Origin of the sequence: Pedobacter sp. BAL39, from assembly GCF_000170795.1 — a bacterium.
Taxonomy (GTDB): Bacteria; Bacteroidota; Bacteroidia; order Sphingobacteriales; family Sphingobacteriaceae; genus Pedobacter.
This window is the reverse complement of record NZ_ABCM01000012.1, coordinates 77,839-104,722: the sequence shown is the minus strand read 5'-3', so window position 1 is coordinate 104,722 and position 26,884 is coordinate 77,839. Positions and strand designations below refer to the sequence as shown.

22 protein-coding genes are annotated in these 26,884 nt (G+C 46.2%); 2 read left to right on the top strand and 20 right to left on the bottom strand.

Annotation, left to right across the window (positions count from 1 at the left end; genetic code table 11):
• Positions 1-59: 59 nt before the first annotated feature.
• From dacB to PBAL39_RS15820, 16 genes are all read right to left on the bottom strand, one after another.
• Positions 60-1,472 (bottom strand): D-alanyl-D-alanine carboxypeptidase/D-alanyl-D-alanine-endopeptidase, encoded by a 1,413-nt coding sequence (gene dacB, locus PBAL39_RS15895; protein ID WP_008243299.1) that lies wholly within the window; start codon positions 1,470-1,472, stop codon positions 60-62.
• Between the two features lie 135 nt (positions 1,473-1,607).
• The gene (locus tag PBAL39_RS15890; protein ID WP_008243298.1) at positions 1,608-2,600 is read right to left on the bottom strand and encodes an aspartate-semialdehyde dehydrogenase; all 993 of its coding nucleotides are present in this window, start codon (positions 2,598-2,600) and stop codon (positions 1,608-1,610) included.
• 217 nt (positions 2,601-2,817) lie between these two features.
• On the bottom strand, positions 2,818-3,690 hold the full coding sequence (locus tag PBAL39_RS15885; RefSeq protein WP_008243297.1) for a sugar phosphate isomerase/epimerase: 873 nt from the start codon (positions 3,688-3,690) through the stop codon (positions 2,818-2,820).
• A 10-nt stretch (positions 3,691-3,700) separates the two neighbouring features.
• On the bottom strand, positions 3,701-4,582 hold the full coding sequence (locus PBAL39_RS15880) for a hydroxypyruvate isomerase family protein (protein ID WP_008243296.1): 882 nt from the start codon (positions 4,580-4,582) through the stop codon (positions 3,701-3,703).
• A gap of 33 nt (positions 4,583-4,615) precedes the next feature.
• Entirely contained in the window at positions 4,616-5,848 is a 1,233-nt protein-coding gene (locus tag PBAL39_RS15875) for a nucleoside permease (RefSeq protein WP_008243295.1), read from the bottom strand.
• Positions 5,849-5,875: 27 nt separating this feature from the next.
• Positions 5,876-6,568: a DUF1080 domain-containing protein gene (locus PBAL39_RS15870; RefSeq protein ID WP_008243289.1), complete on the bottom strand. Its 693-nt coding sequence runs from the start codon at positions 6,566-6,568 to the stop codon at positions 5,876-5,878.
• Between the two features lie 42 nt (positions 6,569-6,610).
• On the bottom strand, positions 6,611-8,056 hold the full coding sequence (locus PBAL39_RS15865; RefSeq protein ID WP_008243287.1) for a Gfo/Idh/MocA family protein: 1,446 nt from the start codon (positions 8,054-8,056) through the stop codon (positions 6,611-6,613).
• Positions 8,057-8,078: 22 nt separating this feature from the next.
• Positions 8,079-8,483 (bottom strand): c-type cytochrome, encoded by a 405-nt coding sequence (locus PBAL39_RS15860; protein WP_008243285.1) that lies wholly within the window; start codon positions 8,481-8,483, stop codon positions 8,079-8,081.
• A 47-nt stretch (positions 8,484-8,530) separates the two neighbouring features.
• On the bottom strand, positions 8,531-9,586 hold the full coding sequence (locus PBAL39_RS15855; protein ID WP_008243283.1) for a sugar phosphate isomerase/epimerase: 1,056 nt from the start codon (positions 9,584-9,586) through the stop codon (positions 8,531-8,533).
• A 3-nt stretch (positions 9,587-9,589) separates the two neighbouring features.
• Positions 9,590-10,750, bottom strand: a complete 1,161-nt coding sequence (locus tag PBAL39_RS15850) for a Gfo/Idh/MocA family protein (protein ID WP_039866807.1) — start codon at positions 10,748-10,750, stop codon at positions 9,590-9,592.
• Between the two features lie 104 nt (positions 10,751-10,854).
• Positions 10,855-12,558: a GMC oxidoreductase gene (locus tag PBAL39_RS15845; RefSeq protein ID WP_008243278.1), complete on the bottom strand. Its 1,704-nt coding sequence runs from the start codon at positions 12,556-12,558 to the stop codon at positions 10,855-10,857.
• A gap of 20 nt (positions 12,559-12,578) precedes the next feature.
• Positions 12,579-13,238 carry a gluconate 2-dehydrogenase subunit 3 family protein gene (locus PBAL39_RS15840; RefSeq protein ID WP_008243277.1) on the bottom strand — a complete coding sequence of 220 codons (660 nt, stop codon included), beginning with the start codon at positions 13,236-13,238 and terminating at the stop codon, positions 12,579-12,581.
• Between the two features lie 118 nt (positions 13,239-13,356).
• The gene (locus PBAL39_RS15835) at positions 13,357-14,292 is read right to left on the bottom strand and encodes a sugar phosphate isomerase/epimerase (RefSeq protein WP_008243276.1); all 936 of its coding nucleotides are present in this window, start codon (positions 14,290-14,292) and stop codon (positions 13,357-13,359) included.
• Between the two features lie 73 nt (positions 14,293-14,365).
• The gene (locus PBAL39_RS15830; RefSeq protein ID WP_232282969.1) at positions 14,366-17,251 is read right to left on the bottom strand and encodes a TonB-dependent receptor; all 2,886 of its coding nucleotides are present in this window, start codon (positions 17,249-17,251) and stop codon (positions 14,366-14,368) included.
• Positions 17,252-17,547: 296 nt separating this feature from the next.
• A complete protein-coding gene (locus PBAL39_RS15825; RefSeq protein WP_008243274.1) occupies positions 17,548-18,621 on the bottom strand; it encodes a FecR family protein in 1,074 nt (357 codons plus the stop codon).
• 141 nt (positions 18,622-18,762) lie between these two features.
• Positions 18,763-19,335, bottom strand: a complete 573-nt coding sequence (locus tag PBAL39_RS15820) for a sigma-70 family RNA polymerase sigma factor (RefSeq protein WP_008243272.1) — start codon at positions 19,333-19,335, stop codon at positions 18,763-18,765.
• 92 nt (positions 19,336-19,427) lie between these two features.
• Here PBAL39_RS15820 and PBAL39_RS15815 point away from each other — a divergent pair, with 92 nt between their 5' ends.
• Together PBAL39_RS15815 and PBAL39_RS15810 are read left to right on the top strand one after the other, a co-directional pair.
• The gene (locus tag PBAL39_RS15815; RefSeq protein ID WP_008243270.1) at positions 19,428-20,378 is read left to right on the top strand and encodes an NAD-dependent epimerase/dehydratase family protein; all 951 of its coding nucleotides are present in this window, start codon (positions 19,428-19,430) and stop codon (positions 20,376-20,378) included.
• Between the two features lie 27 nt (positions 20,379-20,405).
• Positions 20,406-21,131, top strand: coding sequence for a YebC/PmpR family DNA-binding transcriptional regulator (locus PBAL39_RS15810; RefSeq protein WP_008243268.1), 726 nt, complete (start codon positions 20,406-20,408; stop codon positions 21,129-21,131).
• Here PBAL39_RS15810 and PBAL39_RS15805 read toward each other — a convergent pair whose 3' ends face one another.
• From PBAL39_RS15805 to PBAL39_RS15790, 4 genes are all read right to left on the bottom strand, one after another.
• A complete protein-coding gene (locus PBAL39_RS15805; RefSeq protein ID WP_008243266.1) occupies positions 21,132-21,923 on the bottom strand; it encodes a prolyl oligopeptidase family serine peptidase in 792 nt (263 codons plus the stop codon). It lies immediately after the preceding gene.
• Positions 21,924-22,133: 210 nt separating this feature from the next.
• A complete protein-coding gene (gene bglX, locus PBAL39_RS15800) occupies positions 22,134-24,434 on the bottom strand; it encodes a beta-glucosidase BglX (RefSeq protein ID WP_039866835.1) in 2,301 nt (766 codons plus the stop codon).
• 28 nt (positions 24,435-24,462) lie between these two features.
• Positions 24,463-25,128 (bottom strand): GDSL-type esterase/lipase family protein, encoded by a 666-nt coding sequence (locus PBAL39_RS15795; protein WP_157274054.1) that lies wholly within the window; start codon positions 25,126-25,128, stop codon positions 24,463-24,465.
• A 10-nt stretch (positions 25,129-25,138) separates the two neighbouring features.
• Positions 25,139-26,884 carry a family 43 glycosylhydrolase gene (locus PBAL39_RS15790; protein ID WP_198139837.1) on the bottom strand — a complete coding sequence of 582 codons (1,746 nt, stop codon included), beginning with the start codon at positions 26,882-26,884 and terminating at the stop codon, positions 25,139-25,141.

The window sequence follows — 26,884 nt, the reverse complement described above, 5'->3', positions numbered from 1 at the left end:
TATTCAGGTGTATGGATGGATAATTCCCGCAATTTATTAAAAAAAGGTAACATATAGGTCTATTTTAAGGCGTCCAGTACCTGGAAGAGCTTGTTGCGGATGCCGGAACCTGTATAATTGTTGATATTGATGACAATGATGTATTTGCGTCCGGCAGGGTCAGTATAGTATCCTGCATAAGCGGAAACATCATTGATGGTACCGCTTTTCAGCTTCATACCATTGTATTCGGGCAGTGATTTATAGTATTCAGGGAACCATTCTTCCTGCTGCGCCTGGAAAAGGACACTGCCCATGGCACTAGCAGTCACCCTGGTGGCTGGAGAAAGGCCGCTGCCGTCAAGGATGTTCATGGAATTTTTGTCTATGCCCTTGCCGGCCCAGAAATTCAGCTCGGTCTGCACGCCATTTCGGGTGGTTGCTGCTTTTCCTGTTTTCCAGGCAATGGTTCTCAGCAGATGTTCTCCATAGAGGTTCACACTTCTCCTGTTAAACCAGTAAATGATCTCGCTGAGTGATGGGGAGCTGATGGTCGCCAGCTTTTGGCTGATGGCGGGAACATTCTTACCCTCAGCTTTTAACAATCTGGCTGTCGTACTGCCATTTTGTGTGGAGATACCAAGACGCTGCAATGTATCCTGCAACCGGAATGCGGCATCGTATGCAGGATCAGGCAGTGCGGCTGATATTCCCGACTTATCAAAACCGATACCCCAGCTGCCACGCAGGTACGCCAGGTTGGAGTAGGGTGGAAGAAAGGCGTAAACATTGTCGCCGGTACCTGCAGCACCCGCCTGAAGCTCATTCACAATCGTTAGGTAGGGCATGGTTGGTATGGTTTTCAATATGGTTACTCCATCAGAGGACTTTGCCCGAAGGTGAATGTCAAATTGGTTTTCCCGCCAGCTGAGTGCCGAAGGACCTGCGCCATAATAGTTGCCGATATCCTGCCAAATCCATCCCTCCGGGGTACTCTGCGTACCCCAGGCGCTGTCATCACCAATCACGCTGCCATTTATCTTTTTGATACCAGCCTTTCTGATTGTTGCTACCCATTGCTGGAGAATCACATTTTCTTTCGTTTGGTCGTACCGCCAGGAGCCCAGTGTGGGGTCTCCTCCGCCAATAATGACAAGGTCCCCGTTCAGGGTGCCATCAGCACTGACACTGCCGCTATAGGCGAGGGTAGTCTGGTATTGAAAATCTTTGCCCAGTATGCTGAAGGCTGTTGCAGAGGTAATGGTTTTCAGGGTAGAGGCTGTGGAAATGCCAATATTTTCATTTCTGCCAAAAAGTGTTTTTCCGCTCCTGGCATCCAGCACCAACAACGTAGTAATAGCGTACCGAGCCTGGGGATCTTTATTGAGGGTATTGTAGGCCTGCTCCAGCTTTTGCAGTGGCGCCTGGGCGGATGCGGCTTGAAAACTGAGGGCCAGCAGGAAACTAAGAATAAGGCTTTTGGTTTGCTTCATAAATGTTCAGATCAGATAAAGATGTAATGGTTTAACGTGCGCAAAAGCCCTAACGATCTAATGGGGCATAAAAAAAGTGATGTATGTGAGCGCAGGCGCCTTTCATACATCACTTCATTATTTTTTGTCGGTAATTTATACCAGTTCTTTTTTGATTAGGTATTCCGCGATTTGGACGGCATTGGTAGCTGCACCTTTGCGCAGGTTATCAGCAACGATCCATAAGTTCAATGTGTTTGGCATCGATTCGTCACGTCTGATCCTTCCTACAAATACCTCATCCTTTTCATGGGCATCTTTAGGCATAGGGTATTTCAGGTTGGCGATATCATCCACCACAATGATTCCTTCAGTTTGCTCAAGGATACTTCTTACTTCAGCAAGATCAAATTCATTTTCAAACTCGATGTTTACCGATTCAGAGTGTCCACCCATTACCGGGATACGTACCGTAGTGGCAGTCAGACGAATGCTGTCATCACCCATGATCTTACGCGTCTCGTTGATCATCTTCATCTCTTCCTTAGTGTATCCGTTCTCTACGAAAACATCAATCTGAGGAATGACGTTAAGGTCGATCGGGTAAGCATAAGCCATCGGACCATCAGTAATGCCTTTACGCTCATTCATCATCTGATCTACGGCTTTCACGCCCGTTCCCGTGACCGACTGATAGGTAGATACGACTACACGTTTGATTTTATATTGATCGTGAAGGGGTTTTAAGGCCACCACCATCTGGATGGTTGAACAGTTCGGGTTAGCAATGATCTTATCGTCGATAGAAAGCTCATGCGCATTCACCTCTGGTACCACCAATTTTTTTGATGGGTCCATACGCCATGCCGATGAGTTGTCGATCACCGTAGTTCCTGCTTCAGCAAAACGAGGTGCATTTTCCAGGGAAGTGCTGCCACCTGCAGAGAATAAAGCAATATCAGGTTTCATTGAAATCGCAGTATCCATGTTTACAATAGCGTACTTCTTACCCTTGAAAGTGATTTCCTTGCCAACACTTTTTTCGGATGCAACCGGGATCAACTCGGTCAACGGGAAGTTACGCTCTTCTAACACTTTTAACATTACGGTACCTACCAAACCGGTGGCGCCTACTACTGCAATTTTCATTTTTTTAAATGGTTATTTTATTGTTTTTTGTTAATTTATATGTATTCAGTTTTTGATAATAAATTCGCAATTTAAGTATCTGGTTAACATGGGTATTGGTCTTGATTTTGCCCCTCAGACCAGATTTTTCAAATATGGTGAATTTTTACCGTTTTCAGCATAAAAAAAGGGAAGTAGCTTTTGAACCACCTCCCTTTTTCGTATGTTAAGATTTCTCCTACACCAGTTCGCGGTTCATGTAATCAATGCTTTCCTTAATGCTGACAAAAGGATCCTTGGAGAAATTCTCCTGCTCCACAATGGCATGTTTCAGACCAGCTTGCTTGGCATGCTTGAAAAGTGATTTAAAGTCTATCGTTCCTGTACCCACCTCTGTGTTGATGGTGTTGTTTGCCTTGTCCATGTCTTTCACATGCCACATCGGGAAACGCTCAGGATATTTATTAAATAGCGCAATAGGATCATTACCTGATCTGACCACCCAATAGATGTCCATTTCAAACTTCACTGCATCTTTATCCGTTTCTTTCAACATCACTTCATAACCTGTGCCGCCATCATATTTTGTGAATTCAAAATCATGGTTGTGGTAAGCCAGTGAAAGGCCTGCTTTTTTGCAGATCCCAGCTGCCTCATTTAAGCGGAGGGCGATTTTTTTATAATCATCAAGATTTGTCCTCAGGGCGTCGCCCATCCATGGTATGGTAACATACGACATCTCCAGCCCTTTGGCACCTTCAATGGCCGCATTCAGGTCATCCTGTTTGCCATCTTTCAGGAAGGTGTCCAGACCAAAGTGTCCACTTGGTGCTTTTAGTCCATTGTCATCCAGCAGGCTTTTAAAAGACTTCACATCCATGCCAAAGTATCCTGTTGCAGCGGCAAAACCGTAAGTTTCTACCTCTTTGTAACCGGCTTTGGCTATTTTTTCAATTACTCCTTTTACATCCTTTTCAATCACTTCTCTGAGGGTATATAGCTGTAGGCCTACCGGTTTGGCAGCACTTGGTGTGCAAGCAAAAGAAGGCAGCATGATGGCGCCTGCAGCGGCAATTCCCGCGGTCTTAATAAAAGTTCTTCTTGAATTCATTCTTATGGTTTTATACGTCACAAATTTTTACAGCGTCGCTGAGCGACTTGATTTTATCCTTATACTTAGGAATGAACTCCTGAGCAAGGTATCCTTTAAATCCAGTGGCCAGCACGGCCCTGATGATTGCCGGATAGAATAATTCCTGAGTGTCGTCAATTTCGTTTCTTCCCGGTACACCTGCAGTATGGTAGTGCGAAATGTACTGGTGGTATTTGTTGATGTTATTGATGACGTTGCCCTCATCGATCTGCATGTGATAGATGTCATACAGCAGCTTGAAATTTTCTGATCCTAGTCTCTTGGCCAGCTCGGCACCCCATGCTGTGGTATCACATTGGTAGTCTTTATGGTCTACCTTGCTGTTCAGCAGTTCCATCACCAGGACCACATTGTGCTTTTCAGCAATGCCAATGACCTGTTTCAGTCCGTCGACACAATTTTTCCATCCTGTTTCATCGTCTTTGCCACGCCTGCTGCCACTAAAGCAAATCAGCTGTGTATATCCTGCCGCCGCAACTTTTGGGATCATCTCCGAATAGTTTTTGATCAGCGTAGGGTGAAACTGAGGATCGTTCCATCCGTCTTCAAGATTGATTTCAGCGCCATTGCACATGGACGAATACAGGCCGTGTTTTTTCAATATATGCCAGTCGGCAGGGCCTACCAGGTCTATCGCCTTTATCCCTATTTTTTTTGCCTCGATACATAGGGTGTCCAGGTCAATATCCCCAAAACACCAGCGGCAAACGGAGTGGTTTACATTTCCTTTTAACATAGTTGATGGAGAGCTTTCCAGTGCAAACGAGGGCAATGTTGCCGAAACACCCAAAGCGGCGGTTCCGGCAACAATATTTTTCAATGCAGTTCTCCTGCTGAGTTCTTTGCTCATGGTGAATTAGCGTTTGTTTATTTAGTCAATCCTTTAAGGCTTTACTGCAACTTTTTTCTTGTCGTTGAAGAACAACGCGAAGAGCAGAAATACTACAAAGGCAATTCCTGAAGGAATGATCCACACCATTTTCCAGTCAAAACTACCATCAGCCAGTTTATAAGCATCCGTGATTGCTCCCGCTACTTCAAACCCGATGAGCATACCTACACCGTAGGTTGCCAGCGTGATGAGTCCCTGCGCGGCACTTTTATACTGCTCTCCGGCAGCGGAGTTTGTATAAATCTGACCAGATACGAAGAAAAAGTCATAACATATACCATGTAAGGCAATACCAATGATCAGCATAAAACTCAGCTCATTTGCATTTCCGTAGGCGAACAACGCATAACGTACGCCCCATGCCAACATGCCTACAAGAATCGTCTTTTTGAAACCGAATTTTGTGAAAAATACCGGTAGCAATAACAGGAACAATACCTCCGATACCTGTCCGATGGTCATCTTTCCCGTTGGGTTTTCCAGGCCTACATTTGTCAAAAATGGATGCGCATTCTGGTAGTAAAATGCCAGGGGAATACAGATCAGGATAGAGGAAACAAAGAAGATCGCGAAGTTTTTGTCCTTAAGGAGCTTCAATGCATCCAACCCCAGGATCTGGGAGATGCTCACCTTTTCACCTGCCGTAACTTTAGGTGGGGTTTTTGGTAATGCAAAGCTGAACAATCCCAGAACTGCCGAAGCGATACCAGCCATCAGAAATGTGTTTTTCAGCAATCCTGCGGATACACCCTCCGGTGAATCCCAATGGAATATAAAGCTGATTAAAAGGCCTGCTACAATCCATCCAATGGTACCGAATACCCTGATGGTGGAAAACTCCTTTTCAGGATCCTTCATCTGATTAAAAGATACCGAGTTGACTAGGGCAAGCGTAGGCATGAACAGGATCATGTACGCCAGCACATAAGGATAGAAGACATCTATGTTAGCGGCATTGTACATGAGGTACATGAGCACGGCTCCGATCAGGTGCAGCACACCGAGAATCTTTTCAGCATTAAAAAACCTGTCGGCAATTAATCCAATGATAAAGGGGGCAATGATGGCGCCCCACGACTGTGTAGAGAATACAGCGGCACTCTGGCCTCCCGTAGCACTCAGGTTATGACCGATGAAGGTTCCCAGTGTGACAAACCATGCACCCCAGATGAAAAATTCCAGGAACATCATGGCTGACAATTTGATGCGGTTGTTTAAGTTCATATTTGGTTTATAAATTTCCCTTTTAGCTTACAATTCTTTAATCATGATGTTGCGGTACCAAACTTCATCTCCATGATCCTGAAGTGCAATTTTTCCGGTTTTGAAAGCTGCAAAATCTTTCCATGTCGCGAATTTGCTTTTTGCAAGTAATGCTTTGAAGTCATCATTCCACAGCGTGGTTTTTACCACGGTGACACCGTTTAATTTAAGTTCCAGTTTGCCATTTTTGCTGATGATCTCACCAGTGTTCCACTCGCCAACAGGTTTTACGGGCTCGGAGCTGCTGGCAATGATGTCATAAAGGTCGGCAGCGCGGTGTTTAACATTTTTTGCATCAGGGTGTCCGTCATTGTCGATCACCTGCATTTCCAGTCCCGTACTATAGGTAGCATGGTATTTTTCTTTGTCTTCCTTTACGTAAAAGATGACACCGCTGTTTGCATTCGGGGCCACTTTCCAGTCGTAGATCAAGTGGAAGTTGGTGTATTCTTTATCCGTAATCAGGTCGCCGCCGCCGTTTTGTACAGAAGGGTCCAGGTGGAAGGCTCCATCTTCTACCTTCCATTTCTCGCCGGCAGTCGCCTGTCCGTATGTATGCCATCCTGCGGTGGTTTTTCCATCAGAAAGCGCTTTAAATCCTTTTTTTACAGACTGGGCCTGAATAGTGTTTACGCCTGCAATTGCAGTCAATAGTAGTGCCGATACAATGTATTTTTTCATGTTGTGTGTTGTTTTAGTGTTGATGTGGTTTGCAGGGGCTGATTACCAGCCCTTGCGGTATTCTCTTTTCACGAACTGGTTGACTTCATCGAAGTTGGTCACCTTCATGTTGGTGTTGTCCCACAGCAGTTTGGTATACCTGCCTGGATAACTGATCTTGCCATTGCTATCTCTGCGTTGTACATCGGTACCACGGATGGCAAGGTTGGCCATCAGCAGTGCTTCAGTCAATGGCCCTCCGATTTCAAAAGGAGAGCTCAGCTCTTTCTTGCCATATCCTGCGATACAGGCTTCTACCCACTGTGCATAGTGGCCGTTGGCGCCACCTTTTACACGTGCAAAACGTTCAGGCACTTTGATGTCTTTGTTTTTGCTCAACGGAAGGAGACGGGGGTCTGCACTGTAGGTGCTGGACATCATCTTACCTTTGGTACCGATAAACAGCGTTCCATTACCTCCATCGCCGAAAGTCTCATTTGCTTCCAGTTCTTCAGGTCTTTCCGGCTGGATTCCACCGTCCATCCAGTGTACGGTAACGTCACCCTGGGTCTTGTTTGTTTTCGGGAATTTCAGCGTAACGTGGCTTGATGGAGGGCAGCTTTCAGGGAAATAACCGCGTTTAAACTCATCCACGTATACCGATCCGACGCTGGCCTCTACTTGAGAAGCATATTTCAGGTTGAGCACGCTGAAGGGAGCTTCCAGCAGGTGACATCCCATATCTCCGAGGGCACCAGTTCCATAGTCCCACCATCCACGCCAGTTGAAAGGAACCAGCTTATCTACATATTCCTTGTATGGTGCAGTACCCAGCCACAGGTCCCAGTTCAGGTCTTTAGGCACTTCAGCCCTGTTGGCCGACCATGCAATGCCTTGCGGCCATACCGGTCTGTCTGTCCATGCATATACGGTGTGTACGTCACCAATCAGTCCGGCATCATACCATTCTTTCATCTGACGAGGGCCATCATTTGAAGCGCCCTGATTTCCCATTTGGGTAACCACTTTATATTTTGCTGCAGCTGCAGTAAGTGCGCGTGCTTCAAAAATGTCGTGTGTCAATGGTTTTTGCACATACACGTGTTTGCCCAGCTGCATTGCTGCAATGGTCTGGATGAAGTGGTTGTGGTCAGGTGTAGATATGGAAACGGCATCGAAGTTTTTCGATTCCTTGTCCAGCATCTCGCGGAAGTCGCGGTAGTATTTTGCTTTAGGAAAGGCCTTCACTGAAGCTGCAGCCCTGGAGTCGTGGACATCACAGAGGAAGCCGATGTCGGCCTTTCCGCTATTGTAAAAACCTTCAATATCGGATTTTCCTTTACCACCGGCGCCGATGGCTGCAATAATCAGCCTGTCGCTTGGCGCAAGGAATCCTTTACCGCCCAATACATGACGGGGAACAATCATAAAAGCCGAAGCTGCAATCGCTGTAGTTTTAAGAAAACTACGTCTGGAGGTAGCTTCCTGGTTTTTTTTGTTTTCTTCCATATCAGGTAAGGTTTAAGGAGGTTTATTTTTTGAGAGATAGGATATATTTTACCATTTCCTTGGCATCGTCTTTCGACAGGCTTGCATGTGGTGTCATCGGTACTTCACCCCAAACACCTTTACCACCCGCGATGATCTTGTCGGCAAGTAAGGCAACAGTTTTGTCGTCGTTGGTATATTTTTCAGCAACTTCAGTGTAGGAAGGACCCACCACTTTCTGCACTTTGTTATGGCATCCGATGCAGTCAGACTTCGCAATCAGGATTTCTCCAGGGTGCTTTGCTGATGGCGTAGCGGGGGCCACGGTAGTGCCGGTGTCCACGGATGTGCTTGTTGATGTAGTGCTTGTTGAACGGGATTCTGGGCTTCCACCACATGAGGCTAATACGGCGGCGAAGCAGGCTGCGATAAATAAGTTCTGTTTCATTTTATTTATTGGGGTTTTGTGTGTTATTCTACCTGGTGTTTCTTAAATTAAGCTAAACCTAAGATTTTTTTATTAAAATCGTCATTACCTCCGGAGGCTGCAAAGTCATCAAAGGCCCTGTCGGTCACTTTGATGATGTGGTCTTTGATGAACACCGATCCTTCTGCTGCGCCAACCTGCGCATCTTTGATGCAGCATTCCCATTCCATTACTGCCCATCCCTGGTAATCGTACTGCGCCAATTTACTAAAAATGGTTTTGAAATCAACCTGTCCGTCACCCGGGGAGCGGTATCTTCCTGCACGATTGGCCCAGCTTTGGTATCCGCCGAAGGTTCCTTGTTTGCCGGTAGCATTAAATTCGGAGTCCTTCACATGGAAGGCCTTGATTCTTTCGTGATAGAAGTCGATGTATTGAATGTAGTCCAGCTGCTGCAGCACGAAGTGTGAGGGGTCGTACAGCAGACATGCACGGGGGTGATTGTTTACTTTTTCAAGGAACATCTCATAGGTGATGCCGTCGAAAAGGTCTTCCCCAGGGTGGATCTCGTAGCAAACATCCACGCCGCAGGTATCAAACTCATTCAGGATCGGCATCCAGCGTTTGGCTAGTTCCGTAAAGCCGGCGTCCACAAGACCTTCCGGTCTTTGGGGCCATGGGTGGAACATGTGCCACAATAGCGATCCGCTGAAGGTTGCATGTGCATTCAGCCCCAGATTTTGTGATGCCTTCGCTGCATATTTCAGTTGCTGCACTGCCCATTCGGTACGTGCCTTGGGGTTATTTTTGTATGGTTCAGGAGCAAAGGCATCAAATGCCAGGTCATAAGCCGGGTTTACGGCAACCAGCTGCCCCTGCAGGTGTGTCGACAGTTCTGTGATTTCCAATCCGTACGACTGGATTTTGCCTTTCAGCTCATCCGCATAAGTTTTACTCTCCGCAGCCAGCTGCAGGTTGATGAAACGTTCGTCGAGCGTAGGCATTTGTATTCCTTTGAAGCCCAGTCCTGCTGCCCATTCACAGATGGATTCCAGGGAATTAAAAGGGGCTTCGTCTCCAATAAACTGGGCTAAAAAAACGCCGGGTCCTTTGATTGTTGTCATTTGCTATAGTGTAAAATCATACCATTTCAGATCGGATTGCGAGGAAGCCACAACAGAGTCGATGAAAGCCATTCCTCTTACGCCATCCTCCACTCTTGGAAAGTCCAGCATGGCTTCCGTAGGCTGTTCTCCTTTTCTGAGGGCCGATATTGTTAACGCGAAATTTCTATAAATGTTTCCGAAAGCCTCCAGGTAACCTTCAGGATGTCCTCCGGGAACACGGGTATTGTGTTTGGCAATGTCTGAAAGATATGGGTTTCCGGTTCTGTAGATCTGTGCCGGCTGGTCCAGCCATTTTAAGATCAGGGTGTTTGGCTCCATCTGGTGCCACTCCAGTCCGCCTTTTTCTCCATATACCTTAATCTTCAGTGCATTTTCCTCACCCGCAGCAATCTGTGAGGCGATCAGTACGCCATTTGAGCCGTTGTCAAACTTCAGCAATACGTTGCCATCGTCATCAAGGCCTCTTCCAGGTACGACAATGTTGAGGTCAGCACACAGTTTGGTGATCTTTAATCCGGAGATGTATTCAGCAAGCTGTGCAGCATGTGTGCCTATGTCACCCATAGACCCGCTTTTACCACTCTTTGCAGGATCGGTACGCCAGGCTGCGCCGGAGTTTCCTTCTTTTTCAGTCAGAGTGCTCAACCATCCCTGAGGGTACTCTACCATCACTTTACGGATGGCACCGAGTTTATCTTCTTTCACCATCTGACGTGCCTGTTTGACCATCGGATAGCCGGAATAGGTATGTGTGAGGCACAATACCAGTCCTGTTTCGTCCACTTTCTGCTGGAGTTGTTTTGCTTCGTCGAGAGATAAAGCGATTGGTTTTTCGATAACGACATGGAAACCATGATCAAGGGCCATCATTGCAGGAGCAAAATGTGCGAAGTTGGGAGTAACAATGGTTAGGAAGTCCATCCGTACCCCTTCAGGTAGCTGGCTTTCTTTTTCGATCATCTCCATATAGTCCGAATAAATGCGGTCATCATCAAGAAACAACGCTTTGCCAGATTCGCGGCCAACTTCGGGGTTCACGCTCAGGGCTCCGCAGCAAAATTCTACCTGCCCATCCATATTTGCAGCAATGCGGTGAACGGCGCCTATAAAGGCATCTTTGCCACCACCAACCATGCCCATTCTCATCTTTCTGTTCGTCATCAGAATATTTTTATTTTTTAATGTTAGTACTGTTTAGTACACAGGTTATAAATCTCGTTAAAAAAATGAAGCCCGCAATGACTTTAGTCATCACAGGCAAAATTTTAAAGGTTGCCTTTTTTCAGCTCTGTTACCGCATGGTCGCAAGCCCTGGCTGTAAGGGCCATATAGGTAAGCGAAGGATTCTGACACGCTGCTGAAGCCATACAGGAACCGTCGGTAACAAATACGTTCTTCACTTCGTGCATCTGGTTCCATTTGTTCAGTACAGATGTTTTAGGGTCATGGCCCATACGTGCCGTACCCATTTCGTGAATGGCCATACCTGGGGCAGAACCATTGTCGTAAGTTTTAACATCCTTGATGCCGGCAGCCTCGAGCATCTCGGCCGCATCGTTCATCATATCAACGCGCATTTTTGCTTCGTTGTCTTTAAACTCGCAGTCGATGGCAAGCACAGGCTGACCCCATTTGTCTTTTTTATCTTTATCGATGTATACGCGGTTCTCGAAATAAGGTAAAGATTCACCGAATCCACCAAGGCCCATGGTCCATGCACCCGGTGTAGTCATCAGATTTTTAAACTCCTCACCGAAAGCCATCTCTGCAATCTCAGAGTGCCAGTTGCCGCGGCTTGCACCGCCCTGGTAACCGAACCCTCTTACATAATCGCGTTTTTCATTGCCAAGATTTCTGTACCTCGGTACGTAAATCCCATTGGCACGTCTTCCATAAGTGTATTTGTCGTCAAAGCCTTCGGCACGTCCTGAAGCACCACAACGGAAGTGGTGGTCCATCAGGTTATGTCCCAGCTGGCCACTGCCATTGCCCAGCCCGTTGGGATGTTCATCAGAAGTGGAATTCAGTAGCAGGAAGGTAGATCCCAGGGTAGAGCCGTTTACGAATACAATTTTCGCAAAATACTCAATGGTTTCCTTGGTTTCTGAGTCAATAACCACTACCCCTTTGGCCTTTTGTGTTTCTTTATCGTAGATGATGGTGTTCACCAGGGAGAAAGGACGTAAGGTCAGGTTGCCGGTAGCGACTGCTGCAGGGAGGGTAGAGGATTGGGTACTGAAGTAGGCACCAAAAGGGCATCCGCGACTGCACAGATTGCGGTACTGACATTTGCCCCTGCCACCATGTTCTACAGTCAGGTTTGCTGTACGTCCCATGGTGATGATACGCGATTTTGCCCATTTGGACTCAATACGTTTTTTTACATCTTTCTCTACACAGTTCATCTCCATTGGTGGCAGGAAATGGCCGTCTGGCAGTGCTGGCCAGTTTTCGTTCGATCCACTCACACCAATGAACTTCTCTACATAGTCATACCATGGAGAGAGGTCCTTATAACGGATTGGCCAGTCTACACCATGCCCATCCTTTGCATTTTCTTCAAAATTCAGGTCGCTGAAGCGGTAGCTCTGACGGCCCCACATCAATGATTTTCCACCAACGTGGAAACCCCTGTACCAGTCAAAACGTTTAACTTCTGTATAAGGGCAATCGTGGTCATTTACCCAGAAGCTTTCATTAAACTCCTGGTAAGGATAATCTCTCTTCTGTACCGGGTGTGCTTCTTTTTGCGCTTCGGTCAGGCGGCCGCGGTGTTCAAATTCCCATGGCTTTTTCATCGCCGTGGTATAGTCTTTTATATGTTCAATGTTTCTGCCGCGCTCAAGGAGCAGGACCTTCAGTCCTTTTTCGGTAAGTTCTTTTGCAGCCCAGCCGCCACTGATTCCTGATCCGACAACGATGGCATCATAGGTGTTCTGTGCTGTTGCCTTAGTATTTAGATTGCTCATTTTTTATTTGATAAAAAGGTTTATGCCCAAACTCGCTGACCTGGTTTCAGATCTACACATCCATCATAACGTCCAGGGATGTGCACATAATCGTAAGCTTTTGTAGCGCCGATTTCGGAGGTAAAGTAGCCCAGGAGGGTGAGGTCCCTCAAGATGGCGAAGAAGTTCGGCGCCGTCTTCGGTTTATCCTTTGGCAGCATGGCTTGTCCGGGATTTTCCTTTTCTGATTTTTTCTGGTTAAGGTCCTGGTATTCTTTGTCCAGCTTTTCCTGGTCAATTTTAGTATTTGCAATGGTCTCTTCTCTCAATTTATTCATGAGCTCCTGTCGCTGGGCAACCGTAATTTCGAGGTATGACTTTTTGTAGGCGTCTTTCGACTGCTTTTCGAGGTCCTCTAATCCTTTGGTAAAGGCGGTTTGTGCGTCTTCAGGATAACATTCTTTAATCATCATGGCGATCCATGGACCCACACCGGCAGCCTTCGCACCCGGGGATGTCGTGGTTGGAATGATGATGTCTGCAGCTTCAGCAAGCATCAACTCCTGATCCGCGGAAAATAACTTACCATTTGTTTTAGTGGATGGTGAATTGCAACTATCTAAAAATACTCCGATAGTAGTTGCAGATAGTGCGCCCCCCAATAAAAAGGCAACACTCTTTACAGCTTCTCGTCTGTCCATACTTAGGCGGTTTTGATGGTGTTTATATAGGTTAAATATGTGTTCGTTTTGTAATATTAGTAAAAAAATACTGGTTAGTGTCAACATTACACGTTAAAGTAACTATATAATATTTTTGTTACTGTCGCAATAATTGACGCTTTACATAGGCAATACTTTGCGTAACGCTATCGTAGGGATCAATCTTGATGACGTCCTGTTCGATGAAAATATGCGCTAGTCCTGCCTTTTTTGCCTCAGCAAAGATCGGCTTAAAGTTGATGCTGCCGCTACCTACTTCAGTGTAAACGTTTTTATCGGCCTTATCCATATCTTTCACATGCCACATTTTAAATCTTCCTTTGTTTTCATTGAATAAAATGAGCGGATCCTTGCCTGCATTGATCGCCCAGAAGAGGTCCAGTTCAAAGCTGACCAGTGCGGGATCGGTTTCTTTAAGGAGAATGGTATACCCATCGGTATCACCCAGTGGTTTGAATTCGAAATTGTGGTTATGGTAAGCGAGCTTCAGGCCAGAAGTCTTGCACAATTCTGCAGCCCGGTTAAATTTGACGGCAAGCTTTTTATAGTCTTCGGCAGTGCCGTCCTGCCTGACGGGAGTTGGAACTGCAGGGATCACAAAATAATGCTGCCCGACGGAAGCAGCGGTTTCAATATGATTCTTCAACATTTCTTCATTGCCGCCTTCTGTCAGGAACTCAGTTACATTGTAATGGCCGGAAGGGCTGCTCATGCCATTATCTCTCAATAATGCCTTGAATTCTTTGGCGTCAAGCCCCCAGAAACCTTTGGTGGTGTAAGCTCCGGGATACCCGTAGTAGGTTTCAACATTGTTGTATCCAATGGTGGCCAGCTTTGGAATGACCGCTTTGACGTCTTTGTTCAGGACATCTCTTAGTGTAAATAACTGTATGCCCAGCTTATCAATTCCTGCACCCTCCAGCGGAGAAACGGTTGAAGTTCGAGAAAGGGAAGAGGCAAATGCCGACTGACCCAGAAAAGCCGCTGCTGCGGCTATACTTGTTTGCTGTAAAAACTTTCTTCTAGTACTCATATCAATATGATGTTGAATGTTGACAATTGATATTCGCCATCCTGATTAATCTCAGGATGGCGAAATCTGATCGTTAAAATGAATAGGCTAATGAAGCCCAGAAAGTACGTTGCAATAACGTCCTTCCAATTTGCAATGTGCCTGGTGTGATTGCGGAGAAGTCACGGAATTGATCTCCCCGGACATCTCCTTCGGTCAGCACACGTGCATTCAGCAGGTTGTCTACCCAGAACCTCATGTCTACTTTTTTCGCCAGTTTATAACCTGCACCACCACGCATGATGATGTATGCAGGAAGTTTGTAACTGCTGCTTGGAGAGGTGAACCTGCTGCCAATGTAGTTTCCTGAAACGTACAGGTTTGCTTTTCCGAATTCATAATTTGCAGAAAGCTCTGTATTGATCACTGGTACACGTTCCGTCCTGTTGCCTGTGAAGCTGTAGGTCCTGTCGCCAAATTCTGCAGCAACTGCGGCATTTGATGCTGTTGAAGCCGTGTAGTCAGTATATTTTGAGTCCTGAATGGTTCCTGTGAATCTCAGGCTCAGCGGTTTAAATAATTTGTAGGATACTTCATATTCCGCACTCCATGTTCTGGTGGAACCAAAGGCGATCAGCGCCTGAAGACCCGCTGCTGTTGTAGGTACATTGATGGCTAGGGAAACATTCTTGATGGCTGAATAACTTCCTGAAGCAAATATGGCCAGGTCATTCTTTGCGTATTTATAACCCAGTTCTGCAAGGTATACCGGGCGGTCCTTAATGTTGTCAGGATTGTAAGCAGTAGCATTATAATCAGCAATATTTGGTGCGTTGTAGGCCCTTGTAGCTCTTGCAAATAAGCTGGACGTGGTATTTATTTTGTAGTTCAGTCCAATAGAAGCGGCCCAGTTGGTGATGGTTTCGTTATAGTCGGTATAACCCGCAATGGTAGGGTTTGATGCTGCCCTGTAGTTCGGCGTTCCATCGGTATTAAAAGCATAAAAAGGTCTTTTACCGTCTACATTCTGGTTGTCCACCCTGACACCGAGGTCTACCCTCCATTGCTCACCCAGTTTCACTTCATCGCTTGCGTAGGCAGAAAGTGTCCTGGTATCACCGATAAAGGTTGTTTTTGTCTGAATGATGCGGGAGCTGTTTGCCGGCGCCTGGATCAGGATGTTTGGATTTTCTTTAAATTCCGAATAGGTCCTGAATGCGTATCGAAGGTCATCCCTATTGTAAATATGTACCCCTCCACCGATGTTGATGCTATGGTTTTTAATGGTTTTTTTCAGGTCCAGGTAATCCACAATCTGAACGTCGCTGTTGAGCTGTCCACCCGATGAGTTGGTAATGACCTGGTCTCCGGCGGCAAAAGGTGCTGCTTCGCCGTTTGTGTAATAATAAGGTGTGGTTGTGGTTCTTGCTGTGATGCCAACAGGTGTGGATGAGGTGCTATTGGTATGGGTATTCTGATAGCGGAAGTTATTCACCATCTGCCATCCGTTGTCTGTCGTATAGTTGAACTGGAACCCCCCGGAGCCCAGACGGGTATGCATGCCATCTTCCAGGTTAAAAGAATGTGATTTTCCGGTTGGGTCGCTATATTCCCATGCAGTCTGCATTGGCGTGATCGACTGGGTAACCATGTCGAAATTTCCATATTTACGTGGTTTTCCCGTTCCGTCATAAGGGTAGTAACTGGTGAGTAACCACTGCACTTTATCGTTCAGGTATTTTCCATATACGCGTACAAAACCTTTGTTGTTCTTGAAGCTGAAAGTCATGTTCCCTTTGATCTGTCCACCGGCATTTGCTGGTTTGAAGCCAGGATTTACCACCCCGTTGTCGCTGCGGTAGAAACCTCCGATGTTATACTTCACCAAATCGCTGAGTTTACCACCTGTATTTGCATCTACGCGATATAAACCCTGAGAAAGACCGGTGGTAAATTTAAACTGTCCATATGCTTTCTCGGCACCGGCATAACTGATGTTGTTGACCACAGCACCAGGAGTATTGGCCTGGATGATAGAGGCATTGCCACCCCTGATGGCTTCTACATTCTGTATGGTCAGGTCGGTTTTGTAATATTGATCGATGGAAGGTGTAGAGTTAAAGCCCGTAGGCAATAGTGGTAGGCCATCTTCCTGGATGCCCAGGAAAATATATCCTCCCTGTTGTGGGAAGCCCCTCACCCAAACGTTGCCCGGACCATCACCACCAGTGCTCTCCACAGTCAGTCCGGGTACGGCTTTCAGGAGGTCGATGCTGTTCAGTGGAGCCCTGTTGACGATGTCCTTATTGCTGATGGAGGTCAGTGCCACACTGGATTCCAGTTTCTTTTTAGGGTTACCACCGCCGGTAACCACCACGCCGTCAAGCTGCAAAGCATCCTCCGAAAGCGAAATCTCAATCGGCTTCTGCGCTTCATTGATGTTGATGTTGACCTCTTTCGTGATGTACCCGATATAGGTAAAGCTGATGGTGTAGTTGCCTGCTGTCGCCACCTTTAGGGCAAACTGCCCATTGACATCTGTCAGCGTACCGGTTGTTGTCCCCTTTAAGGAGACACTCACGCCCGGCAATCCACTGCCTTTGCTATCGGAAACTTTTCCGTTCACAATGACATCAACGAGCTGCGTCGTGCTACCATCGTTGTCTGCATATAGTAAAATGCGGTCATTGATCACTTTATAGCTGACATCATAGGGTTTCAGCAGTTTCTCAAGGAAGCCGCCTAGCTTTTCATTCACGGCATGGATAGAGGTCCTCCTGCTGGAATTGATCGACTTGGGACCATAAACAAATTTTACATGAGTAAGCTCCTCCACTTTATCGATGATGGTTTTAATGTTTTGCTGCTCAGCTTTTAAGGAAAGCTGCTTGTCCAGGACCCCCTGTGCATCTACGCCTTTCGAAAAGGCGGTGATGTTAAAGATGGAAATGGCAATTATCTGGTATATCGAAAATTTCATTGCATAGATTGCTAAGGAAATAAACTGGTTTTTTTTCATAACTTTATTCGTTGTTCATTAATAAATCGGATTTATTGGACATAGTAATACCAGGAGCCATCTCTGATGGTTCTTATTCGGCCGGCAATGCCCCACATTGCCGGCTTTTTTATATACTGATATTAATTATGGAAAATAGAATGCTGGCCCTGCTTAAGGTGAGTCTGTGGTAAAGCTTGTTTTCATAAAATGATTAGGTTTAAATTTGGTTATTTATTGATGGTGTATTCTTGTGAATTCGTATTGTGCTGCCCTTCTTACTTGCAGTCGCCTGCCCTGACAATAATCTCTGTTCCTTTGACCTCGTAGCTTCCTGAAACTGACTGACATACCAGACTTAATTGCTCGAAAAGTTCTTTTCTACTAATGTCGCCGGTGAAAGTACATTCGCTGGGTATTTGGTTCTCCATGCTGATGGTTACACCGTAGGTTGATGCTAAAGTGGCCAGCACTCTGCTTAAAGGACTTTCTGAAAACACCATTTGCTGGTGTCCGGTGCTGAGGTGTTTCAGTGGCTCAGGTTTTTCCACCAGGCTTTTACGGATTTCATGTCGGTTGGCGCTGAACTCGGCTTTTTGATTTGGTGTCAGCAGTACGCCTGGTGTTTTCTTACCAGGCATATGGAACAATCGGCGGCATGAATTTTCATTGACCTGTACTTTTCCTGTACGGACGCTAACGGCAGCGTCGGCTTCCCTGACGTAGAAGCTGGTGCCCAATACTTTTACACGCAGGTTATTGTTGTATACCAGAAAGGGACGTTTTGGATTTTTGCTGATAGAGAAGAATGCATCCCCATGAAGGAAGACCCTTCGTTCTGCGACCGCAAATTTCACAGGATAAGTGATGCCTGCGCCAGGTTGCAGGGTAACCATGCTGCTGTCACTCAGTTTTAAGGTAATGGGGCGATCGGAGTTGTTTACGCTTGACATCAGCACCGACGATTTATTGTCGCGTTCAAAATAGTGCCTGGATGAGTTGTAGTTCATCACGTAGAGAAATGAAGCGATAAAGGCGATGGCGACGGACGCGGCAACGGATACACGTGTCCAGTTGATTGACCTGACAGTAGCCTGAGTGGTTTCCGTTAAAGGAAGCACAGGTTGTGAAAGTGAGGAATCAGCGACGAATGAACGCGGTTGGTGTGCAATATTTTCATATAATCTGTTGATGATGTTGTCACTCATTGCAGAGAGTTCTGTTTCATTCAACAGGACGACATCTTCCTGGTCCAGCGATTCATACCAGTGTTCGACAAAGAGTTTTTCATTCTCTGAGCAATGCTGATGTTGATAACGATCCAATAAATCGAGAAAGGATTTCTTGTTCATGATGGAAGTTATATTTGGTTGATATATGTAAGTAACCTAAACCCACCGATACCCTAAAGGTGATTTGTTTTTTTTTTTTTGGTTATTGTGTAACTAATTGATTTTTAGGCATAAAAAAAATGTCGAAAAATCTGGGGACAGTTATAGGTAGAGGAACATGAAGATCAGCGGATAGTAGTTCTTCAGGTACGCCCTGATGAGTTTCAGGGAACGCGTGATGTGGTATTCGACAGCTTTTTCGGAGATGTTGAGTGCGAAGGAGATCTTTTTTGCTGACTGGTGTTCGAACCTGCTGAGCCTGAAGATTTCCTGCGTTTTGTCCGGTAACGAGCGGATGCCTTCTTCAATGATGTTGGAAAGGTCATCCACCTCTATCTTGCTGAATAGATCTGTTTCCGTTTGTGGCCCGGTCTGACTGAAGCTGATGTATTTATTTTCGACGATCTGGCTGCGGATATAGTTGATGATGCTGAACCGCAAACAACCCAGGAGGTAATGCCTGGCATCCTGTACCTCAAGCTGTTCTCTTTTCTCCCATATAGAAATGAAAATGTTCTGCACAATGTCCTCAACAACAATTTTATTTCTGATTTTATTGTAGGCAGCCTGGAGCAAAAACTTGCTGTATTTATTGTAAATGGCTACATAAGCCTGCTCATCGCCCGCCTTAAGACGCACGAATAAGGGATCATGTAATCCTGGCTCCTGGCTCATATTTGATTGATGTGGTTATCGGTAAATATAATAATAAACATTTTATATAGGTTTGTTTCGTTTTTTTAACTTTGTCAAAATCCAAATTATTCATGATTGAGAAAATATTAGTACTAGGTTCTAACGGTCAGATCGGCACGGAACTGGTAACAGCCTTACGCAAGACCTATGGTGAGGATAATGTTGTTGCCTGTGATATTCGCAGACCTGATTATGATATTAAAAACTCTGGTCCTTTTGAGTTTGTAAACGTGCTCGAAAAGGATATCTTAAATAACATCTTTCAAAAATACAAACCTACACAGGTTTATCTCCTCGCCGCGTTATTGTCGGCTACAGGAGAGCAGAATCCGAAGCTGGCCTGGGACCTCAATATGAATGGGTTGCTTAACATTCTCGACCTTGCCATCACTTATAAAACGGCAAAGGTATACTGGCCTAGCTCCATTGCTGTTTTCGGTCCGAATTCCCCAAAAGACCATACCCCTCAGTATTGTGTAATGGATCCCAACACGGTATATGGCATCAGTAAACTCGCAGGTGAACGCTGGTGCGAATATTACAACCAGAAGTTTGGCCTGGATGTGCGCAGCATACGTTACCCGGGACTGATCAGCTGGAAGGCTGCTCCTGGTGGTGGCACAACCGATTATGCGATCCACATCTTCCATGATGCGCTGACTAAAGGCAGTTATGCTTCATTCCTGAATGCAGCGACCGAACTGCCGATGATGTATATGGACGATGCCATCCGTGGTACAATAGAACTGATGGATGCTGAAGCCGGCAAGATTTCCATCCGCTCCAGTTATAACTTTGCAGGAGTGAGCTTCACACCTGAAGTCCTCGCTGCGGAAATCAGGAAACACATTCCAGACTTTACGCTTACCTACAAGGAAAATGACCCGCGTCAGCTGATTGCCGATAGCTGGCCACGCTCTATTGACGATAGTTATGCGCGCAACGACTGGGGATGGCAGCCGGAATTTGACCTGACCAAGATGACGGCCGACATGTTGAAAAACTTACAAATAAATCATTAATAAGGGAATCCTTAAATAAAATATACAATGGGAAGAGCATTCGAATTCAGAAAAGAAAGGAAATTTAAACGCTGGGCGAAAATGGCTGTGCAGTTTACCAGGATTGGTAAGGAGATTGTTATGGCCGTGAAAGATGGTGGTCCATCCCCGGATACCAACTCACGCTTACGTACAGCGATCCAAAATGCCAAGGCGGTAAACATGCCTAAAGACAGGGTAGATGCTGCCATCAAAAGGGCATCTAACAAAGATGAAAATGGATATGAAGAGTATGTTTACGAAGGGTATGCGCAGCACGGTGTTGCCATCCTGATCGAAACCGCAACGGATAATACCAACAGGACTGTGGCCAATGTGCGCAGTTATTTCAACAAAACAGGTGGTACGCTTGGAAAGACAGGATCTCTTGATTTTATCTTCAGCCGCAAGTCTATCTTCAGGTTCCTGCCTGGGGAGAAAGACCTCGAAGAGCTGGAATTTGAACTGATTGATGCAGGTCTTGAAGAACTTTATCTTGAGGCTGATGAAGAAGGGAACGACATCGCTGTGGTACAAACGGCATTCGAAGACTTCGGCAAGATGCAGAAAGCACTGGAGGATACCGGCCTGGAAATGAAAAGTGCGAAGCTGGAGCGTATTGCGTTGTCAACAAGCCCGATCACCGAAGAGCAGGCTGTTGATGTATTCAAACTGATTGACAAACTGGAGGAAGATGATGATGTTCAGGCGGTGTATCACAACATGGCCGACTAATTATCGTTTTTTCTCCTGAGAAAATAACCAGGGCAAGAGCTGGGGTTCTGCAAAAGCATTATCCCAGCTGTTGTGATTGGCCATAGGATATAAGGTCAGTCGTGCTGGTTTTCCCAATACTTTTAATTGGTCTGAGATGGTGGTCGAGTGAACTACAGGCACCACATCGTCCTGCTCTCCATGAAAGATCCATAGTGGTACATTTTTGTACCTGCGCACATTGGCCACATGGTCACCTCCGCAAATCGCTATCGCGGCCGCAAACAATTTTGGCTTGCGCCTCAACAGCTCATAAGATCCCATCCCCCCCATGGAAAGACCTGCAACGTATACCCTGCTGCGGTCAATAAAGGGCTTATCCATAAAGTTATCAATCATACCAAGCAGCGCTGACATTGCTCTTGTAGGTTTACCTTTCTCCTGGAAGTTGAAGCTGCGCTTGCCGGTGCTGTCAGTAATAATATTTACATTTGACCAATAGCTGTCTGCTGAGCACTGTGGGAATACCACAATTGCCGGAAATTCCTTTCTGATATCCTCCCTGAGAAACAGTTGCCCGCCATGAGTCAGCTGAGCCTCGTTGTTATTTCCCCTTTCACCGGAACCATGCAGAAAAAACAGGATCGGATATTGCCTGTTTGCATCGAAGTTTTCAGGAAACAGGATGCGGTAGGAAATGGTATCCTTACCTTTGTTAAAGCTCCCCCTATCATATTTTCTGAAATCCTGTGATTTTGCCGTCAGGGCAAGAAGCAACAACATAAATGCAGCGATGTGTCTGGTCTGATTCATTTTACTAAAATACACAATTACGGAATCTTACCGAAAGATAAATCAAATCAGCTAAAACGGTGCTTTAGTTTAAGTTGACCCACTGCTTTTTTGTGTGCGGATTAGCGGTGGAATTGATATCGAAGATGGTGTAAATTGCAGCTGGTTAAAAAAAGAACCCCCGTATGAAATCTTCATACGGGGGTTTAACATGGTATTGCCAATGTAATGTTATAGGGTCAATTTGAAGTCTCCGCTCATGTTGTCTCTTGAGTTTGCACCAATAAACACTTTAAAGTCTCCCGGCTCAGCAACAAATTTAAGGTCAGCATTGTAAAATTTCAGCATTTCTGACGTAATCTGAAAGCTGACTTCCTTGCTTTCCCCAGGATTGAGGCTGATCTTCTGAAATCCTTTCAGTTGTTTGACAGGACGCGTGGAACTGCCCACGAGGTCGCGGATATATAGCTGAACGACTTCTTTTCCTGCTACCGTTCCGGTGTTGGTTACGGTTACTGTTGCCTGTATCTGCTGGCCAGCTTTAAAGTTGGATTTGCTCAGTTTTAAATTGCTGTATCCGAAGGTGGTATAGCTTAGGCCATACCCAAATGGATAGAGGGGCTCGTTGCTGACATCCAGGTAGTTGGAGCGGAACTTGGAAAACCATTTTCCTTCTTCAAGGGGGCGTCCTGTGTTTTTATGACTATAATAGATCGGTACCTGACCCACGTTCTGCGGGAAGGTGGTCGTAAGACGCCCTGAAGGATTTACCTTTCCGAATAATACATCAGAAATGGCATTTGCAGCTTCAGTTCCACCGAACCAGACATTCAGGATGGCAGGAACGTTTTCATTCTCCCAGGTAAGGGTTAGGGGGCGGCCGGTGAACAATACCAGGACCACTGGTTTTCCGGTTTTCAATAAAGCCTCCAATAATCGTTTTTGGCTATCAGGAATGTCCAGACTGGTACGGCTGGATGCTTCACCACTCATCTCGGAGCTTTCGCCAAGGGCAGCAACAATGACATCTGCTTTTTTTGCTACAGAGAGTGCATCATCAATGATCTCCTTTTCCAGGCGGTTGTCTCTTGGGATTTCACGGCCAAACATCGTAGCGTGTTCCTGATAGGTAGCATCAGAGACCAGGTTTGAGCCCAGGCTATGCAGGATTTTAACATTAGCACCAGCATTTTTCTGCATCCCCTCCAGAAGGGAGATCGTGTTTGCAAGGTCGCTGTTTACACTCCATGTACCGGGCATGTTTGCTCCTGTATTCGCCAAAGGACCAACCAGTGCAATTGTACCGCTTTGTTTCAATGGCAACACCTGACCTTGGTTTTTTAACAGGACGAAGCTTTCAGCTGCGGCTGCCCTGGCAGCCTGAAGGTGTTCGGGTTTCAGGATTTCCGTTTTTGCACGCTCTTCATTGCAGTAGCGATATGGATCTTCGAAGAGGCCGAGTTTGTATTTGGCCTCCAGAATAAGTCTGCAGGCTTTGTCAATCTGTTGTTGTTTTACTTTACCCTCCTGCACTGATTTCTTTAAGGTGGTTAGAAATCCTTCACCCACCATGTCCATGTCTGCACCGGCATTCAATGATAGTGCGGACACCTGTTTTAAATCACCCAGACCATGTTCTACCAACTCATTGATGCCGGTATAGTCCGTAACTACAAAGCCGTTGAATCCCCATTGTTTTCTCAGCAGGTCAGTCATCAACCATTTATTGGCCGTAGCAGGTACACCGTTGATGTCGTTAAAGGAGACCATTACACTTCCAGCTCCCGCATCAACAGCTGCTTTATAAGGAGGCAGGTAGTCGTTATACATTCTGTCAAGGCTCATGTCTGTCGTATTGTAATCCCTGCCGGATTCCGCAGCACCATACAAAGCGAAGTGTTTTACACAGGCCATCATGGTGTTATATTTAGAGAGATCGTCTCCCTGATAACCTTTGACCATTGCTTTGGCGATCTCGGAACCGAGAAAAGTATCTTCTCCCGACCCTTCGGAGATCCTTCCCCAACGTGGATCCCTGGAGATGTCCACCATTGGAGAGAAGGTCCAGTTCAGTCCGTCGGCGGTGGCTTCCGCAGCAGCGATTCTTGCAGAACGCTCAATTAATGACATGTCCCAGGTGCAGGAAAGGCCCAAAGGGATCGGAAAGGTCGTCTTATACCCGTGGATGACATCCTGGCCGAAGATAATCGGGATCTTCAGCCGGGTATTATTAACGGCGATCTCCTGTGCTTTACGGATCTTTGATGGCGTAGTCATGCTAAACATTCCTCCTACCTGTCCTTTTTTGATCTTGTCTTCCACGTTGGTACTGACTACAGACCCTGTGGTCGCTTCACCACCAGTAAGCAGGTTCAGCTGGCCAATCTTCTCATCAATCGTCATTTTTGACATCAGGTTGTTAATGAAGATGTCCATTTTCGTCGGTTTTGCAGTCACAGCTTTCTTCTGTTGCGCGAAACCCGTTCCGGCACAGAGCAGTCCTGTTAACAGATATAAGTATCTCAGTTTCATGTTGTATGGTTTATTGTGCATTCATTTGTTACTTTTTCTTCAGATAAGGCGTAATCTGTTTTGTCCAGATCGCGTAGCCCTCTGGTTTCATGTGCAGCATGTCTTCCTTAAACAATTCTGGTCTCGGCTGCCCCTGTTTATTGAGCATGGGTGCATTAACCTCTATGAAATGGCTGTTTTTTTCATTCTTAAGGTGTTTGCTGATCAGCTCATTTGCAAGGATGACTTCTTTGACATATTTCATCCTGGAAGGGCTCATTTTAATCGATACATATTCAATGGGTACCTTTGGAAGATGCTGGCGGAGGTTGTTGTAGAAAGTCACAAAACGTTTGTAAGTCTCTTCGCCGGAAGCACCGGCGGCAATGTCATTTTCACCACTGTAGATGACAACCTGCCGTGGATAATATTTTATAACAAGTTCGTTGATGTAAGCGTTTGCCTGAACCAGGTCTGAGCCTCCAAAACCGCGGTTGATGACCGGATAGGATTTGTATTGTGCTTCCAGGGTATCCCACATTCTGATGGAGGAGCTGCCAACAAATACAATGGCATGTGTCGGCGGCTGAGCGATGCTGTCGAGCCGTTGAAAGTTCTGTATTTCATTCCAGAATGGTTTTTCCTGTGCCTGTATGCCAGGGGTGGAGGCCATTAAGGTTAGAAGTAGGGCGAAAAATAAGTGGGATCTGCTCATATGATGTTGATTAGTTAACTTTAATAATTTTTGTTCTTGAGGATACCCCATTTTCATTGAGAGCCTCTATGCAAAAGTAATAGGGTTTTTCTTTGTCCATGCCCTTGTACCAATAATCGTTGGCGCCGTATACCATAATCGAATTGTACAGCTTATCGGGCTCAGTGCCGAGGTGAATCTGGTAGGCATAGGCCTGGTCGTCCAATGTCCATTTGAGCCAGGCACTGCGTTTGTCTTTTTCGGTACGGAGCACGATGAAATCTTTAACGGGGTCGGGCGTTTTACCCGGACCTTTTCCAAACACCCTGAAACCGCTGATGGCAAATTTTCCCGTTGGCATGTGGATGTTTTCGAGTTTGAGGTACCTCGCTTTCACAGGCTGTTTTAACTCCAGGTAGTCATGCGGAACATCATTCTGATTTTTGCTTTTGTCTTCGAGGATTTTCCAGCTCCGTCCGTCCTGGGAATACCAGAGTTTGTACTGGTGATAAATGCCTTGCTGTTTACCCAGGAAGGCAGCGTCCTGATCAGCGTAGTTCAGCTGCACCGCTTTTACTGTGGATACATTGCCCAGGTCGGTCTGGATCCACTCTCCAGCGTTGCCGGAGGCGGCACTCCAATAGGTCTTGATATTTTCATCAACGGCATAATTTGGCGCATAACCGCCGTACGTTGAGGAGACAGTGAGTGGTTTGTTATAATTGAGCAGCATCCAGCCGGTGAAGCCACTTTTGAGGTGATCTGTGACTCTGGTGGGAAGGTAGTGGGGATAGTCGCCAAAAGCAGCATCCATATACATTACTGCATCCTGGTCAAAGCCCGCGGGCCAGATGCCCAGCCTTCTTTCAAAGTTATTCTTTACAGAAATGGCGATGGTGGAAATGTGCCAGTAATTTTTCCATTTATCCTGATAGGTAGCCCCATGGCCTGCACCGCGCGCAAAACCGCCGGGTTTATAGGATAGTGGGAGCGACTGGTGTTCATATGGGCCTAATGGTTGGTCTGAAACGGCTACGCCATCGGCATAACCGCTAAACTCGGTGCCGGGAGCGCCGTACTGCAGGTAGTATTTATTGCGGTATTTGGTGACCCATGCACCCTCCATGAAGGGGTCGAGAAAAGTATTGTCAAGGTATTCACCAAAACGCTGCCAGCCATATCGTTCGTCATTCAGCAGGAGCAGTTCCTTTCTGGTGCCTATAGGCTGGAAGGTTTTCCTGTTGAGTTCAATGCCATACAGTGGATAAGAGTTGCTGCTGCCATTGTACATATACAGTTTGCCGTCATCATCTACAAAGTGAGCAGGATCCCAGCCACCGATCTCAAAATCATGGACCACTTCCTTCCATTCGTCTTTTTTGGGATTGGTGCTCATCCAGATGGGGAAGTTCTTTGCATACGTGGAGCCGAAAACCAACATGGTATCTCCTTGTATCCACACGGATGGTGCGCAGAGGTCGTCATAAACCTTATGCTCCGGGCGTAGGAAACGGCGTGATACAAAGTTCCAGTGACTCATGTCGTTGCTCCACCAGTATCCCCACTGGTTGGTCGAAAACAGGTAATAGTCTCCTTTATAGGTAACGATTACCGGGTCGGCTGTAGCCCTGTGTTTGCCTTGTGTGGCAAAGTTGGGGATGGGGGTATAACCATAATCCAGGTTGATAGGATTACAGTAGGTCTGCTGCTGTGCCTTTCCATCAATCATGAAGAGCGAAAGCAAACAAAAAGCCGATAGATACCTTAGTATAGCCAT